The sequence below is a fragment of the Moraxella sp. CTOTU47915 genome (assembly GCF_031986685.1).
GTDB lineage: Bacteria > Pseudomonadota > Gammaproteobacteria > Pseudomonadales > Moraxellaceae > Faucicola > Faucicola tetraodonis.
In genome coordinates this window covers 1-16,705 of sequence record NZ_DAMAAE010000021.1, presented here as the reverse complement: position 1 = coordinate 16,705, position 16,705 = coordinate 1, and the positions used below count along the sequence as shown (strand labels likewise).

The 16,705-nt window shown below is 39.2% G+C and carries 16 protein-coding genes and 1 pseudogene; 4 read left to right on the top strand and 13 right to left on the bottom strand.

Annotation, left to right across the window (positions count from 1 at the left end; translation table 11 throughout):
* The 5 genes from RTL34_RS10955 to RTL34_RS10935 form a co-directional block, all read right to left on the bottom strand.
* Positions 1–3,321, bottom strand: a 3,321-nt coding sequence (locus tag RTL34_RS10955; protein ID WP_312116894.1) for a DEAD/DEAH box helicase family protein, incomplete at its 3' end; no start/stop codon positions are given.
* A gap of 21 nt (positions 3,322–3,342) precedes the next feature.
* Complete coding sequence (locus RTL34_RS10950) at positions 3,343–3,780, bottom strand: type II toxin-antitoxin system VapC family toxin (protein ID WP_312116892.1); 438 nt, start codon at positions 3,778–3,780, stop codon at positions 3,343–3,345.
* Entirely contained in the window at positions 3,780–4,025 is a 246-nt protein-coding gene (locus tag RTL34_RS10945) for a hypothetical protein (RefSeq protein ID WP_312116890.1), read from the bottom strand. Before RTL34_RS10945 ends, RTL34_RS10950 begins: the two co-directional genes overlap by 1 nt.
* Positions 4,026–4,109: 84 nt before the next feature.
* The gene (locus RTL34_RS10940; RefSeq protein ID WP_312116887.1) at positions 4,110–5,267 is read right to left on the bottom strand and encodes a restriction endonuclease subunit S; all 1,158 of its coding nucleotides are present in this window, start codon (positions 5,265–5,267) and stop codon (positions 4,110–4,112) included.
* 116 nt (positions 5,268–5,383) lie between these two features.
* The gene (locus tag RTL34_RS10935) at positions 5,384–6,862 is read right to left on the bottom strand and encodes a type I restriction-modification system subunit M (RefSeq protein ID WP_312116885.1); all 1,479 of its coding nucleotides are present in this window, start codon (positions 6,860–6,862) and stop codon (positions 5,384–5,386) included.
* Positions 6,863–7,056: 194 nt separating this feature from the next.
* Between RTL34_RS10935 and parA the strand changes: the two genes are divergently transcribed.
* Positions 7,057–7,683, top strand: a complete 627-nt coding sequence (parA, locus tag RTL34_RS10930; RefSeq protein ID WP_312116883.1) for a ParA family partition ATPase — start codon at positions 7,057–7,059, stop codon at positions 7,681–7,683.
* 49 nt (positions 7,684–7,732) lie between these two features.
* Positions 7,733–7,939 (top strand): hypothetical protein, encoded by a 207-nt coding sequence (locus tag RTL34_RS10925; RefSeq protein WP_312116881.1) that lies wholly within the window; start codon positions 7,733–7,735, stop codon positions 7,937–7,939.
* A gap of 77 nt (positions 7,940–8,016) precedes the next feature.
* On the opposite strand, the gene RTL34_RS10920 is transcribed toward RTL34_RS10925, so the two are convergent.
* The 4 genes from RTL34_RS10920 to RTL34_RS10905 form a co-directional block, all read right to left on the bottom strand.
* Positions 8,017–9,252: a YagK/YfjJ domain-containing protein gene (locus RTL34_RS10920; protein ID WP_312116880.1), complete on the bottom strand. Its 1,236-nt coding sequence runs from the start codon at positions 9,250–9,252 to the stop codon at positions 8,017–8,019.
* A 482-nt stretch (positions 9,253–9,734) separates the two neighbouring features.
* Entirely contained in the window at positions 9,735–10,649 is a 915-nt protein-coding gene (locus RTL34_RS10915; RefSeq protein ID WP_312116878.1) for a recombination directionality factor, read from the bottom strand.
* 142 nt (positions 10,650–10,791) lie between these two features.
* Positions 10,792–11,853, bottom strand: a complete 1,062-nt coding sequence (locus tag RTL34_RS10910) for a YqaJ viral recombinase family nuclease (protein WP_312116877.1) — start codon at positions 11,851–11,853, stop codon at positions 10,792–10,794.
* Positions 11,854–11,987: 134 nt separating this feature from the next.
* Positions 11,988–12,980 (bottom strand): DUF932 domain-containing protein, encoded by a 993-nt coding sequence (locus RTL34_RS10905; protein WP_312116875.1) that lies wholly within the window; start codon positions 12,978–12,980, stop codon positions 11,988–11,990.
* Positions 12,981–13,625: 645 nt separating this feature from the next.
* On the opposite strand from RTL34_RS10905, the gene RTL34_RS10900 reads away from it, so the two are divergent.
* Both RTL34_RS10900 and RTL34_RS10895 read left to right on the top strand, forming a co-directional pair.
* Complete coding sequence (locus tag RTL34_RS10900) at positions 13,626–13,949, top strand: BrnT family toxin (protein WP_065252130.1); 324 nt, start codon at positions 13,626–13,628, stop codon at positions 13,947–13,949.
* Positions 13,950–14,124: 175 nt separating this feature from the next.
* Positions 14,125–14,505, top strand: a complete 381-nt coding sequence (locus RTL34_RS10895) for a hypothetical protein (protein WP_065252131.1) — start codon at positions 14,125–14,127, stop codon at positions 14,503–14,505.
* A 160-nt stretch (positions 14,506–14,665) separates the two neighbouring features.
* Here RTL34_RS10895 and RTL34_RS10890 read toward each other — a convergent pair.
* From RTL34_RS10890 to RTL34_RS10875, 4 genes and pseudogenes are all read right to left on the bottom strand, one after another.
* Positions 14,666–14,875: pseudogene (locus tag RTL34_RS10890) on the bottom strand (transposase); the annotation flags it as partial.
* A gap of 57 nt (positions 14,876–14,932) precedes the next feature.
* Complete coding sequence (locus tag RTL34_RS10885; RefSeq protein ID WP_312116872.1) at positions 14,933–15,484, bottom strand: recombinase family protein; 552 nt, start codon at positions 15,482–15,484, stop codon at positions 14,933–14,935.
* Between the two features lie 16 nt (positions 15,485–15,500).
* Positions 15,501–15,914, bottom strand: a complete 414-nt coding sequence (locus RTL34_RS10880) for a PIN domain-containing protein (protein ID WP_312116871.1) — start codon at positions 15,912–15,914, stop codon at positions 15,501–15,503.
* Entirely contained in the window at positions 15,904–16,173 is a 270-nt protein-coding gene (locus tag RTL34_RS10875) for a hypothetical protein (protein WP_100271027.1), read from the bottom strand. Before RTL34_RS10875 ends, RTL34_RS10880 begins: the two co-directional genes overlap by 11 nt.
* Positions 16,174–16,705: the final 532 nt, after the last annotated feature.

Genomic DNA, 16,705 nt, shown 5'->3' with positions numbered 1-16,705 from the left:
TACCAATCTTGCTTTCATCGCTTTGTTATTGAAAAGATTGTGAACAGGTTCTAAGTAATTTGAAAAAGCATTTTCCACAGCTTGATGATCCAAACCTACTAACGAGCGGATAAATTCTGGCAGACTTAAATCATTACCAAAATGGTTTTTAAATTCTTCTTGGCTACTAACCTCTTGAGCGTTGTAGACAAATTGCTCTAGCTGAGTTAGATCACCTTTAGTTAATGGTAAACCAAGTTTTAGTCTTGAAATGGTAAGATGGTCTTCGTGGGCTTTAATAAAATGCTCAACACGTTTTTTATATTGATCAACATCTACATTGGGACCAATGTCAGGCAAAGGAATTGGCTCAACCTCACCAAGCTCATCCATGAGTATTGTATAGACAATTTTTCTTTCTACTTTGTCTATCAATTTCACAAGATTTCTTAACCGCTCTCGAATATTCTCTGCATCAATAACACTTATCGTTGTCCAATAATCTTCAGTCAATATCGAATCAATAAGTTCTATCTCTTTGGCAATTGCAGGGATATTAGTCTTGATAGATAGATTTTCAGCTACAGATTGAATCCGCTTACGACAGGCACCAATGCTGTTTTTATTATTGTTTAAAATTGAGATTTGTAAGTTATAGCAAAGCAGGTCAAACAATTTTGCTTCAAGGTCATCTTGATCTTTTTCTTTTTGCTCTATAGGCAAACCAGATAAGTTTTCATTAATTTCATTGACAGTGACGTCGTCAAGCTTATTCCATTTTGATAAGTCTTTAAATTTTTCAACAAACTGCCATTTTGGGCGAACAATAAAGTTTTCATGGTTCATACTACTAACTTGGTCATTTAAATACCCCTTTAATTTCTCTTCTAAGGGGGCTGTCGTATCATTTTGATGTTTGGGTAGCTGAAGCTGTTGTAAAATGCTTACACGTGCTTTAAATAGCCTTTGTGATAATGGCTCAGCTGGAGAATTTGTTGCGCCTTTTGGATTTTCATTGAAGAATTCGAAATTGCCGCAGTAGTCGAAGATATAAAACTCAGTTTTATCCTGCTCTGGCGCAAACAGATCTTTGCAAAGCCTTGTACCACGACCAATCATTTGCATAAATTTAACTTTAGAACGTACAGTTTTGAAAAAGACCAAATTGACGACTTCAGGCACATCGATACCTGTATCTAACATATCAACTGAAATGGCGATTTGGGGCTCAGGTAAATCCTTTTTACTAAAATCATCAATTAGTGTTTGGGCGTAGTTTACGGCATGGGTAATAACACGCGCGAATTTGCCCTGATACGAGGGGTAGTGATGATTAAAGCGTGCAGCGATAAATTCAGCATGACGTTGGTTGACCGCAAAAATGATAGTTTTGCCTAAGCAATCACCACCTTTAACTTTTATGCCGTTTTCCATCAGATGATGTAGCATTTTATCGACGGTATCGGTGTTAAATAATAGTTTATTCATGGCTGCTGCCGCGACTTCATCAGGGGTTTCAATATCTCCCCAATCTAAGCTTTCCCAATGCGCTTTTTCTTCGTCAGATAACTCATCGTACTTAATACCTTCCCGCATAAATTTTAGTGGAACGTTGAAGGCTTTGGGTGGGACGAGGTATCCTTCGTCTATCGCTTCATCAAGGCTGTAGTAGTCAGTCGGCATACCAGGAGTTAAGCCAAATAGATGATAAGTATCTCGATCTACTTCGTCGCGTGGTGTGGCAGTCAAACCTACTAATAGGCTGTCAAAGTAGCGAAATATCTCACCAAACTTCTGATAGACACTGCGGTGTGCTTCATCAATGATAACTAGGTCAAACATTCCGATGCCAAATTTGCGAGTGCCATCAGCGTTTTTTTCATTAATCAATCCCATCATGGTTTGATAAGTTGAAAAATAAACACGACCATTTTGCTCACGGTTTTCGATTAAATTAACACAGGCTGTGTTGGGTAATAAGGCTTTGAAGTTATTAAAGGCTTGTCGGACTAATGAGGTACGATCAGCCAAAAATAAAACTTTCTGTACACGGTTAGCTCTCATCAGAATATCGACCAAAGCAATAGCAGTTCTAGTTTTGCCTGTACCTGTAGCCATGACGAGTAAGCCTGCTCGTTTATTTTCCTCAAACACCTTGAGCATGGACTTTACTGCTTTGACTTGGTAGGCTCTTTCGACGATTTCTTCTTTAATGCTTAGTTTGCTTAGGCTTTTCTCCGTATTTTTGGTGGCTCGCTGCTGAATTAATCGATTTAGCTCTTGTTGGGTGTAAAATCCTTGTACGATTCTTGGTGGATATACACCATCATCCCACATGAAAGTTCTATACCCATTACTGTAGAAGATGATAGGTCGTCTGCCGTATTGCTTTTCTAGACTATCTGCGTAAAGCTTAGCTTGTTGTTGCCCTGCTTGTTCTGATTTTGCCGTACGTTTAGCTTCTACTACTGCTAACGGTAAGCCATCGTCGCCTGTTAAAACATAATCAACAAACCCTTCACCTGTTTGAGATGGGAAATCAGTTACTTTGACCTCGGTTATCACATTGCGACCAATGATCCACCCTGCTTCTTCAAGCAATAAATCAATTAATATAGCCCGTGTCTGAGCTTCATTGTAGTCAGTGGTGTCTGGGTGGGTTTGGTTATAGGCTTGATTATCAAGTTTTGCCTGTTCGACTTCAGCACGTTTTTTGGCTAATTCACTATCAATCTCAGCAAGTAAGCGTTCTTTTTCTTGTGCATCAGCCGTGCGTATAGCTAACTGCTCTTCAGTTTGCTTAAGCTGTTCATGCTGCTTTACAATTTGTTCTTCAAAGGCTTGGTTTTGCTGTTGTATTTCACTAAGCTTGGTTTGGAAAGTTGTAAGCTGCGCAGTCGGATTAGGGATATTCTCTTGTTTGAACTTTCTTGCTAGATCACGATCGATGCTAGGACTACCATAGGTACGCTCGAACCAGTGATAAATCAAAAATAAATCAGCAATCGTGCTGATAGCTTGCTTTTTTTGTTTTTCAGGTGGAACGGATACCTTGCCATGTACGTATTTGTTGCCAATGATACGGATCGTATCCATTTTCAATATGACATGTTCAGGCACTAGCTTAGTAAAGCACGGCTCTCTTAATAGGTTGCTTAATGAGTTATCAAACGGCTGAGAAAGTTTTTTATCGTAGGTGTATAACCACAACACTAGTGATTCTAACGACTGACGTGCCGCCATGATCGCTGCGGGTGGATAGACATATATGAGTTTTTCCGCTCCGATAGCGGTTTCTGCAAGGCTTGGAAACTGGTCGGCGATAAAAGCGAAATTACTCATAAGTCGGCTCGAAAATTTGGGTTAACTGCTAGGTGGGGTAAATTTAAAAGGGTCGATGATATTGACGTTGATACCATTAAAATCTTTGACGTTATGGGTGACTAGTGTCATGCCATGTGCGATAGCGGTGGCAGCTATCCAAGCATCGTTTTCGGGTTTTGGGTTGGGAACGTGGAGCGATGAACAGACATGAGCGACCGCTTTATCAATGTCCAAAATCCTACCAGAAAAGCTGGGTAGTATCTCGTTATATAGCCAATTGGCTAGGATATTACCCTGCTCTGGGTCTTTACGTTGTTTTAGCATGACACCTCGCTCAAGCTCCATGACCACCACACTATTGATGTAAAAAATGCGGTCATCAGGAAATTGGCTTGCCCAAGCGACAAAATTAGCATTAGCTCGGTTTTTTGGTAGTAATCGCAATTCGCTGATGATGTTGGTGTCAAGTAGATACATCAGTCAAATATCTCGATACTGTCTTTGCTTGATAGCTGTCTCGGTGCTAGTTCTAGCTCGATATCGGCCACTGCAGGGTTCGACTGGCTAAAGCGTTCAATTAGGCTTTTGACAGGTTGCTGTGTCGGTTGGTTGATGGTGGCGATGATTTTGCCGTTTTTGGCAAAGCTGATGCTTTCGCCTTGTTCGACTTTGGCGATATATTGTTGGATTTCTGGGGGTAAGGTAGCGAGGTCGATTATCATGGCTATTCTCCCTTTTTTATTTTATGGCTTTATTTTTGTTTGGTTTTGGTATTGTAGCGTGATTGGTAAGTGGGGTCAAAAGGGTTAAAGTTCGCCCTTAAAGGCTCGTTGTTGTAAGGATTGAAATAGGTTCTCTTGATGTTCTAACTGACTTAAAGCAGTTTTCTTCAAACTATTAAAATTCTCAAAAACTTTGCTAAACTTAATTTGTTCTTCAAAGGGCGGAATTGGTAAGGTAATCTCACTAAACTTAGACTTGCTTATCATTCCTTTCATACTTTTAGTTGATGAGCTTTGAATAATATGCTTTGAAATTTTTAAAAGATAGTACAAAAATAAGGTGTCATTTTCATCATTGGGTGTCAGAGAATTAATTTGTTGATTGAAAGCAACTTCTCTATCCACAATAGCTAAGTTACCTATACAATCAAAGCTTCCTGCAATACAAGTGACTAAAATTGTTCCACTTGGTACTACTCTAGCCTTTTTCGCCCCTATTTCGCTTAAATATTCGGTAGCTTTTGTTGCATAATCAAACGAATGATTTAAATTATCAGATTTAATCCATTCCATAAAATTGCCATAATTTTCTGGATTTGCTCTTGGTGGAGTATTTCCAGTTGCAATACTTCCTAAATCCGCTAGTTTTTTAACTTTCCACCCTTTCGGATTAGTTACAGGGTCGCCGAACATATCAATAAAAGTGGCTTGTAGCAGTTCGTCCAGTTTTTCGATAGATTGCTGGCGTTTTTGGCGTAACTCGTCCGCTTTATCCAAAATCTTGGAAATGCGTTTTTGTTCGGATAATGGCGGTAAAGGGATTTTTATTTTCGAAACAAAAGCGGGTCTTGCCCTTAATAATGACCCACCCACTCCAGAAACTGTCGCCATAAATTCAGCATTAAAAAAATCTGAAATCAATAAATGTCTAAGATAATTGGGATAAACTTTTTCACTTCTAAAAACAATCCATTCACCTGACGCAATTTGGCGAAAATCTCCTTTTTTGGGTACGACCATCGCCCTACGAATATGTGGAACAATTTTAGAAATCATTACATCGTTTTCTTGGACAATTTGTTTTGATGAGCCAATTTCTCGACCAGTTAAAATTTCAGCATTTCCTTTGTCATGTGATGGAATGCTATGCAATTCAAACGTTTCGTCAAGAAATTTACTTGGGTCAATTGAACCATTTTTTTTGGCTTGTAACTCACCAATTTCTACCCATTCAAAACTCATTTACTCAACCTTTTATTTTTATCAATAACTCAAAAAAAACATTTACTCATTTGAAACTTTTATCAAAATATCAAATGAAGTAATTATCATAAACTCAAAACATCAAATGAAACATATCACGAAATCAACGCTTTAAGTTCTCTTAACCCGTCCGCAATCTCACCTTCCAACCGTTCAATATCCGCCAAAATATCCAACGGCTTACCATAATCAACCGACTCATACACCACTTCTTTATAACGATTAATCGACAAGTCATAACCATTCTCGGCAATCTCAGATTTTGGCACAAAAAAACTTTGCTCAGAACGAGAGCGGTTTTCTTCATTTTCTAGATGATGAAAACGGGTGATAATATCGTCAATATTATTTTGCTCATGCGTGTCGCCGAGTGGCGTACGTTTATCGTCAAGACTGTAGCCATCCGCCCGCATATCATAAAACCAAACCTTATCCGTACCGCCAGACATGGTCTTGGTAAAAATCATAATCGCCGTCGATACCCCAGCATACGGCTTGAACACCCCAGACGGCATCGAAATAATCGCCTCTAACTGCTGTTTTTCCACTAACTCTTGGCGAAGCGTCTTGTGAGCCGTACTTGAGCCAAACAGTACTCCATCAGGCACAATCACCGCTGCACGACCACCAATCTTTAACAATCGTAAGAATAGCGCGATAAATAGCAGTTCGGTCTTTTTGGTTTTTACAGTCGCCAATATATTTTTGGCAGTACTGTCATAATCTAAGCTACCTGCAAATGGCGGATTCGCTAAAATTAGACTAAATTTGTCGGAGATATCTGAATGGGCTTCAGATAATGAATCCCTGTTTTCAATATTTGGATTTTCCACACCATGCAGTAGCATATTCATCGAACCAATGCGTAGCATGGTACTATCGAAGTCATAGCCATAAAACGTATCATTGTTATAACGTTTGGCTGTTTCAGGGTTTGCGAAAATCTCACTTTGATGATGCTTATTTAAATACTCACTTGCTGCTACCAAGAAACCCGCAGTACCACATGCAGGATCGCAAATCGTATCGGTTGGTTTGGGTTGCATCAGCTCAACGATCATCTTAATAATGTGACGTGGGGTACGAAATTGACCGTTCTGACCTGCTGAAGCGATTTTGCCCAGCATATACTCATAAATATCGCCTTTGGTATCTTTATCATCCATTGGCACATCGGCGACCAAATCGACCACTTTGGTGAGCAAAGCAGGCGTTGGAATGGTAAAACGGGCGTCCTTCATGTGGTGGCTATACGTTGTATTATCCTCTGCCCCTAGATTTTTAATAAAAGGAAACACTTGATTAGCCACCACATCATATAATTGTGACGCATCACCCAATGTGGTAAAACGTGACCAGCGTAAATAGTCTTGGTCTTTGCTAAAAATTGGGTTGCTGATCTCTTGCTTAAGGCGATTGGCTTTTTTCTCTTTAACCAGTTGCAACTCATCAAGTCGGCGGATAAATAGCAAATACGTCATTTGCTCCATGACTTCGAGCGGATTAGAAATACCGCCACTCCAAAACGCATTCCAAATTTGGTCAATTTTATTTTTAATATCGCCTGTAATCATAACTTCACTCGCATTCAACAATGCTTTTATACTATCATGCTTAAGCAGTTGATAGTAGTAAGTTTGATAAAATACACAAATGAGAATATGCTCAAATATTAAAATGATAAAATGAGTAAAAATTATTTAAGTTAAATTTATCATTCTGCTGTCAAATACCTTATGATAAAATGAGTAAATCGAATAATGAGTAAATGAGTATGAAAACTATAGCAATCCTAAATCAAAAAGGTGGCTCTGGGAAAACTACAATCTCAATTAATATGGCTGAAGCCTTACGTCGCCAAGGTAAGAATGTTGTTTTAGTTGATAGCGACCCACAAGGTTCAGCTAGAGATTGGTCAGCTGCTGCTGAAGACGCCCCTTTCCCTGTAGTAGGTATTGATAGACCAACCATTGATCGAGATATTAAAGCTATCTCTGATAGAGATTTCATCATTATTGATGGTGCGCCACAGATTGCCAATTTAGCAGCGAGTGCAATTAAGGCAGCTGATATTATTTTAATTCCAGTACAGCCAAGCGGATTGGATGTTTGGGCAACTGCGGATATGGTAGATATCATCAAACAACGAATTGATATCACTGAAGGAAAATTAAAGGCTGCGTTTGTTATTAACCGTTTGATTAAAAATACAAAAATTGGTAATGAAATTTTATCTGTGATCGCCGAATACGGTTTACCTGTTTTGCAAACAGTTATTCATCAACGTGTCGCTTATGCCAGTACTATTTCTGAAGGACAGACAGTTTTCGAAAGTGGCCATACTGAAGCGATTAAAGAAATGAATGACGTTATTAATGAAGTATTGAGTTTATGATACAATGAGTAAATGTTAATTTTAACAAATGTATAAATGAGTATTAATTATGAAAGCAGGTCGTCCAAGCGCAAATGGCAAAGAATATACCTTAGAACAGCTAACTAATCCAGAACAAGAAATAAATAAACGCGTAAATATAGAAATTCCAATTTCTATGCATTCAGCATTTAAAGCTTTAGCTGCAAAACGTAACAGTACTATTAAAGTTGAGTTGCAGAAGCTTATTGAACTAGAATTAGCAAAAGAACCTTAAATGCTGTCTTTGTCAAATGAGTAAATACTCAAAAAAACATTAGTTCATTTTATCAAAAGATCATTCATGTAATAGCCCTAAATGGCAGCATTCTCATTTGCCATAGTTTTTCTAGGTCGCCCTGATTTGATTTTAACCTTATCATTACCCATACCAATTGAGCGATCGCTAGATTTAGCAATTTTGAGGTAATAATCCGTTTTGGCTAGATATGGCAGTACATACATGAATAAGTTATTAATCATAGATGTATCACTTGCGTTTAACTGACCAATTGCCAAATGACGATATTTCTCTTTGTGTGCATTACAATTCCAGTAAATCCCACGAGTTAAGCCAGTCGATTCATCAGTTGTAATCTGTTTCCATAGCTCTCCCATGTCCTGAGCAATAGTGATGTCTTCACGATGAAGATCGCCATCTAGCATAATTAAACAATGATAGTGAAAGCTTTTGTCACCGCCATACTCTAGCTTCCAAATAAACCCTTTCACATTGTATTTTCGCTTGATGGTTCTAAAAAATTTAGCACGATAGTCTTTAATCAAACGTAAATCCTGTTCTAATAGCATGTTTTCAAGATCAATACGTTTCTCTAAATGAGTTTTAACCTCAGTCGCTTCTGCATCTGTAGTACTATCGGCACCGTTCGTAATCTGATTTTCTGTTGCTAAATTCTCATAGGCCGACCATTTAGTCTTATCGATATAATCTTTATTAAACCCTAAATCCAAACGAATCAGTAGCAGATTTGCTTTATATGCAATCAAATCCGTCATATAACTTTTCAAATTGCGATTACTGCGATGAAAAGCCTTAATCGCCTTTTTGAAGTCTGCTTTTGTTGCCTCGCTTTTTAGTTCTTCAACAAGTGAATCAAGCATTAGAATTTCGTTTGCGATAGCGTTTGGACTTTTTGCCAAATCTCGCCCTGTAAACAAAGAGTCCAACTTCAAATCTTTCAAACTATCCAGCCATCTAAAATAGGCGTTAATGTGTGGTGTATACTCTTTATTGTTATACGGTATGACCTCTTCTAACGTTTTAGATAGATATGGAACACTGTGTACACCTGAAGAGCGAGACATGTAATATAGGTAAATATTATTTGTGTTCAAATATTCTCTGATCTGATTCTTCTTTTCAGTAAAAGAAATCTTGGTATCAGCTAATTTTTGTAACAGCTGGTCAAATCTAATATAATTTAGGATATCATCATGACTGTGTGAGATGTATTTAACAGTCTTACCATTATGTTCTTGGTAAGCTAATAGAGACTCACTTAACTGATTGATAAATTTTTCATCTTGCATTATTATTTACCAAATCTAATATATTTATATTAAGCAAGTATTGATTGAAGCAATACTTGCTGTATAAATAATTGACTAATGTTTATTAATAACATAAATACCGAAAATCTATATATTGAACTTACATTAGATTGCTCATACAAGTATACGATTATAACGGCACTATTTTTTCCATTTTGGAATCTATCCTCTAGATAATACCTGTTATAAGCCTGTCAAGTTAAGTAGTCAATGTGTAAAATTAGGTAGTTTTTAAAAAAACACCTAACTTTAACTCAAATTTTTGTAAATATATGTAATTATATTAAAAAAATTATATTAATTTACATGTTTCATTAAATATTGGAATGAAATGGATTTTTTGATTCAAAACTTTTGTTTATTAAATTGAAATTCATTTCATCTTATTTATTGGGAATGATTAAATAAAAATAAAAATCCGTTATTTCGGATTTTTATTTTTATTTAATAATAGTTACTGTCTAACTTACCTTCCTCACACTCCGCCGAAGCTCATCCTCAAGCGACTGCCACTGTCTATCGGATGAATTACTATCACTCCCCACTGACCGAACAATCGCATCGCTATCCGCATCCGCATTATAAAACTCCTCCACGATTGCCAATCCCTCCTCTGAATCCACCTCAAACGCTGAATTGGCATAACCAAGCTTAGCCACCTCCTCTAACGCCTGCTGATTGAAGCCAGACTGCAATTGCTGCGCATGAATCGCCTGAGCATTTTCCACCGCATCCTTTAAGCTCACATTATCCTGCAAGGTCAAATCCACGTAGTAGATGGGCGTACGATAGCTTTGTGTCGTACTCTTCCCACGAATCGTCAACTGTAACGGTAAGCAAGACAACAACCCACCCGATACCGCATTAAAGTAGCTGAGCCGAGCCATCAGTGTTCTGATTGAATTGTAGCCCGTAGTACGAAAGATAAATGAGCCTAACTCGTCTGAATCATCCAAGTTGGCATACAACCGACCAAATACCTTACAGTTACCATTTTGCCCGATTGGGCACAGCTCTGGACTCGGGCAAGGCAATTGCTCAACGCCGTTTTGGGTACGTCGTTGGCACAGCTCACCATTACCCACACAGATGGGTCTGCCTGTTTGTCGGTCAAACAGGGTGTATTCTGCTCGTAGGTTTAACTCAGGCGTGTTAAACAGCATCCGTACCGGGATTTGCCGTAGCTTGCCATTGGCTTTGGTTTGGCGTAGCTTGTCATCGAGGGGATGCTTAATCCAACCCTCCTTGCTTTGCACTTGGCTGGTAATGGTGAATTGGTCATCTTTCTCCGGTAAGCGTTTACCATTTTTCTCAACGACTTTACCGATGGTGATTCTGCCTAAAATAGGCGGTGTGATGGTTAACCCTTTAATCATGGGTGTTCTCCTTGGTTTAATTTAATAGATTGGTTTAAAAGGCTTGCTTAATTGGCTGATTGAATAAAATAAAAAGCCCATGCTTGACCGGCAAACATGGGCGATATAGTGATTGGGATAATGGGATGCTTGTTAGCTTGAATTACGCCTTGGTATTTACTAGAAAACGACGACTGCCTTGCCTTACCTGGGGATATTGATTAAGTAGCTCGGGTTGGTCTTTGAGCAGTGCCTTTGTATCTAAACTCACGCTATCTTTAGCTTTCTTCCAGCTAACTGAGCCTAGACTAAATACCGCTTTTTCGGCGTCTTGGATATGCATCTGTATCCGCTGTTTAAGCGATTCATAGTTGTCTGCATGAACTTCCATTAAGTTCTTTTCAGCCAGTAGTTGACCAAATAGCATATTCATGTCCTCGTTTTGGCTAAAGTCGAGGGTTTTATCCGCTGTGGACTGAGAATACAGTTGAGTAATTGCTTTCGCTGCTGATTCGCTCCCATCGGCAGGGGGTGGCACATCCTGTTGCACGTAGTCCCAAAACCGCCGCTGTTGTTTAATCAATTGGTTAATGATTAACTCATCGCGTTTGATTTCATACACCCGAGCTTCATGCCCACAGATGAGTACACAGACATGGGCTAAACTTTTACCTGTCACCGCTAACTGGTGCTGGACTTGGCAAGTGACATACAGCGGTACGCCATGTTTCCATAGCTTTGCGCCATGCTCCCCTGTGGTTTTAATCTCCAGCACACCGACTTCTGATTTATTGACGGCATAATCAAGATTGGCAAGCATAAAGGATTTATCGCGGTCAGGATGTTGCAAGACTGCGTTAACACGGCGAACTTTATTGCCTGTCTTAGCGGTGTAGTACTTGGCAATAAGGGGTTCTAACTCTTTACCCCAATATAACGGCGAATAGGCATTTTCCATCAGCCCATCGGATAAGTCTGGGTTTTGTCGTCCTGTCTTGATAAGCCATAGCTCAAGCATAGACATGTAAGGATTAAGCCCACAAGCGGCAGCGGCATCACTGCCACCAATGCCTGTGTTGCGAACGGCTAACCAGTCTTGATGGGTTAAATCTTTGATTTCAGCTAGGCGTTTGGCAGATTTGGCTCTACTAGGCTTCACTTGGGTAATAACTTTGGCGACGTCTTTATCTTGGGCAGGTTGCATCGGTAGGGTTAAATCATTCATGCGGTTATCTCCTTTGGTTGAATGTTTGTAAAAAAAGGGCATAAAAAAACCACGCCTTATTGCTAAAGCGTGGTGGTTACAGTGTTTTAGATAGTAGATAAATTGCTTTAAGCGACTTGTTCTAATGACTGGTGTTAGGCAATCAGCCGCATCGCTTCTTCAAGCCCCTTTTGCTTTAAGTTTGCCCCAGTGCCAAACCAAGCTGAGTCTAACCGATGGTCGGTAGACATAGCCCTGCGCTCATGGTCAACAAACTCAGTCACGGCACACAATAAGCCATAAGCGGTATCCCGTGCTGAATCAAGATCCGCACCCCGACCTTGACCGTTAAACATGGTCATGATTTGGTTCATGGCTTTGGCATTGGGGACTGCCTTTTGGGTTTTCTTATTGGTTGGGAACATAATCAAAGTATCATCGACATCGTTAAACAAGCGATTAAGATAGTTGGTGGCTTGTGCTTGAGTTATCCGCCGTTCAGTGAGCTGCTTCATTTGGTACATATGTTCATTCCATTGGTTGATGGAAATGCCAAGTTGGTTTTTCACCTTATCGGCATCAAACACAGTCGAATGTGGCACTTTGACCACGCCACCTGATTTGTCCGCTAATGAAATAGCCAGTGTGTTATTACACACCACCCGAATACTGGTAAATTGGGCAGTCGTAGCAAGCGTACCATCACAAGCGGTTGCCAGTAAGATATAGCCATTACTAACATCTTTGCCTTTTAATGCAGTCGATTGTCCTGTTTTCGCCAGTGCCCAGAACTTACGACCGCCTTTGAGTACGCCTGCGGTTTCAAGCTCAAAGTCGGCTTTTTCGGTTAAATCCCGATAAAACTCCAAGATTTCACGTGGCTGGACTTCTTGGTAGCGTTGTGAGACGACGGATAGAGGCTCTAGGGTGTCTGAGCGATACAATACCTTGTTATCGGCAAATGGCATAATGAGCTTGCCACCTGCGGCATGGTTGGCATAGTAGCTGACATCGGATGATTCGATTGTCCAGTCCATACCTGCTTGTTCTGCCCACACTTCGATGGGTTGATTGGGGGTAAGCTCGTTACCTAAACCGTGCCAAGGGGTTTCGCCAATATATGCCATTGTTTGTACTTCGTGTGCCATGAGATGTTCTCCTTTTTTGTGTTAAGTTTAATAGATTGGATGGACAGGCTATGTCCCATTTAGCGTTGTTGCATCAAAGACGTATTCACAGTCAATGCACTGCATTTGCTGTGAACCTGGAAAGATGGTGAATTTGGTTTGTACTAAACTTATCGCGATATTAGCGACCGTGCTGATGGCAATACCTGCATAGGGTGGCAGTCGATAAGCATTACAAATACTGGAACTTAACCCCTCTATAATCCTAGGATGCAATAGTGTCTGGTTTAGGGGTAAGCTAAAATTAATATTATCATTACCAAGCTTGTATACATTGGATGAATGACAGTTAGGACATAAGGTTTTTATGGGCATAGAAACTCCTTGTGAGGTCAAATTAGTGGCATAAAAAAAGGTCTGCTTTTTAGGGCAGACCTTAGGTGTAACTCTGATTACCATAAGCCATTGAATTCTCAATGGTTATGTCGTATGGATGATATATATTTGAATTATTTTAGGTATGGAATTAAACTCTATATTTCCTAAATTATTGTATATACATTATATAAAAAATAACTTGATTTAATAAGGTTTTTAGGTATAATTTTATTATAAAATGTATATACACTTTGATTAATTAGATCCGTTGATTAAATAGGGGGCATAGTGGTTGAAAAAGATACACATGATAACGTAGAACCTGGTTTTGTAATATCACCTAAAATTTTAGATAAACTTGATGTAAAACATGGTGTAACTAGAGAGGAAGTCATTCAATGTTTTTATAACAAAAATAATGAAGATGACCTTATAGATAATAGGGAACAGAACAGGACTATGCCTCCTACCCTATGGTTTCTTGCCGAAACTAACTGTGGTAGATTATTAAAGATAGTTTACGTCTTCAGAGAGGACAATAGCACATTTTATGTGAAATCAGCGTATGAGCCCAACTCAACTGAAATTCACATATTTAATAAATATTCTTAAGCGTAGGTAGTATAAAAGTTACTACTTAGACTGATAAAAGTGTAAATTTTGAATTTAAATATATCATTTGCTGAGGAAAGCATTAAATATATTTAAATTCAAGAGTTTAGACATTTATTGGTGATATGCTACATATGCCTATAGTTAAGATTTATATGATATGATGAGAAAAATTATGAACACACAAGACGACGTTAAAGCCTTCGAAGAAGCAGTATTTGCAGATGCTGATAAATGGGGATCAAGAGAGCTTGGGGCAGACGAAGCTTTTGTAGACACTTATAAATCCAAGAAAGTGAAAAAGATTTTGGATAATGCAAATAAAGGTAAGACACAACTCATCTCCATTAGAATGCCTGTAGCGCTAGTAGAAGATTTAAAATTGATTGGCGAATCAGAAAATTTAGGATATCAAACATTGGTTAAAAATGTTCTACAACGTTTTGTAGATGCGGAAAATAGAAAGAAATTTAACCAAGTGATAAGTGAAAAGAGACAGCTTGAGATTGAGCTTGCGGCTGCTCGGCTAGAGTTAAAACAGTTAAAACAAGCCTAACAAGGGGGCATCACAGAATTCGGGCCATATTGTACGCTAAGGAATTTTGCCGAGTTTTAAACTGAGTATAGTATAGCACTCTCATGCCTTTAGGATATTTATGAAGCAATGTGTTGCCCACTTACAGGGTAGGCTTCCTCCCCCTGCGCTTGATTTTCGGCTGTTCCAAATCTGACGGCTCAAAAAGCGGTTGATTATCCTTGTCTTTGGTTGCCTTGGATTGCCCTTGATTGTATATTTTAATCCAAGCATAAAGGCTATGGGTGGTCGTACCTAAACGTGTAGCTACTTCTGCTACACTATAGCCTTTCTCTGTGACTTGTTTTACTGCTTCGATTTTGAATTCTTCAGGGTATCGTTTACCGCTCATATTCACCTCATAAATTAGCCATTTTATCTAACTTTAAGGTGTCTACAAAATCGGTGGCTATTCACCCTTTGCCACCGTATAAACCGTTGCCCGACTCACCCCAAAGCGTTTGGCAATGTCAGTTGGTGAGTTACTTCGGTCACTCATCAGCTGACGAATCATGACTTTCTCTGTATCGGTAAGTTTCTGAGGCCGTCCGCCCATACGCCCTCTAGCTCTTGCTGACAATATCCCTGCCTGAGTACGTTCTCGAATCAATTCACGTTCAAACTCTGCCAATGACGCAAATAAATGAAAGGCAAGCTTACCAGTTGGTGTACTGGTATCGATATTCTCTTTAATCGATACCAACTCACAGCCCATCTCTTGTAGCTGATTAACCAGACTGATTAATTCTTTTAGGCTACGGCCCAAGCGGTCTAGCCGCCAAATATATAATGTATCGCCTTCACGCAAGGCCTTAAGGCAGTTCTCTAGTTCAGATCGATGATCGTTAACAGAGGATATTTTTTCTTGATAGACCTTCTCACAGCCTGCTTGGGTGAGTGCATCAAGTTGCAAATCTAAGTTTTGGTCAATGGTGGATGTTCGAGCGTAACCGATTTTCATATAGCTGAGATTAATCCTATTGTAATTTGGTCATACCTGCTTTATTCACCGCCCCTTTATCAAAGGTGACCGTATACACACAACCTTGTTGTTGATTGATCTTGTGAATTAGAAGATCAGAAAAATCTGATGACATGGTGTGATAAATAGCCAGTGCTTGTAACACCAATGCCTGATGTTCAAACACCAATGTATCAATTGCCAATAACTCATCCAAGATCATTGCCACTTGACTGCGAGATTGGTTATAGACGCGTCTTAGTAGCCAAATCAGCTCTATCAACACAATAACAGAGATATAGCCTTTTTTATGCGCATTTAGGCTTTCAAGAAATGCACTGGCTTGCTCAGCTTGTTCTTGATCATCCTGGACAAGATAACGAGCCAGTACATTGGTATCAATGCCAATAAGCTGGGCACTACTCTCCATGAATCGCACCCATTGCAATGCCGTCATTCATCTCATCGATACTGGCGGTTATGTTAGTTTTCACCAACCCTTTGAGACGGCGAATATCACCTTTGCTGTGTTCGGACACAGGCACAAGTTCAATGACCCCGTTGTCATGCTTCACGATAGACAACTTTGTATTGTTGGCCAGATTAAGCTCTGCCAATAGACTATCAGTCAGCACAAGGACATTCGGCCGATCTGGGTAGTGGTTGCTCACCGTTAATATATCTAACATAACTTCTCCTGTTTGACAGTGAGAACAAAAAGTATAAGGTTAGTATGAGCCAGAACTATATAAAAAGCAATTTCTAGAGGGTTATTTTAACGTTGTTTTTTAGACGGGTTTTTATTCAAAAAACTGTAGAAAAGGGGACGTCTTTTGAGGGTAAAAAAAATGTCCAAAAAACCTTCGTTTTTTAGACAAGTAAAGGATACTTAAAAATACTCGACAAAAGTCTTTAACGCCCTATTTTTTCCGTTTTTTGTGCTGACCCCATGTAGGTTTGAATTTTATTAGTGTCCTAAATTAGTTGACCACCCCCAGATTCTTATCAAAGACTTCATCATCTATTATTCGCCAAACGGCAACTTGCTGATGGTCTTTGGTGGTGACTAGATTTAAAGTTTGTTCAATCATTGCTTGAGGTCTCATATCCTTATGATGTTTATTTGCTTCAAACCCAGTTACTTTACACTTAGCGGTTTAATTAAGCTACTTACTTGAGCTATTTGCTTCAGTTATTAGGCTTGGCTACTTACTCAACTTC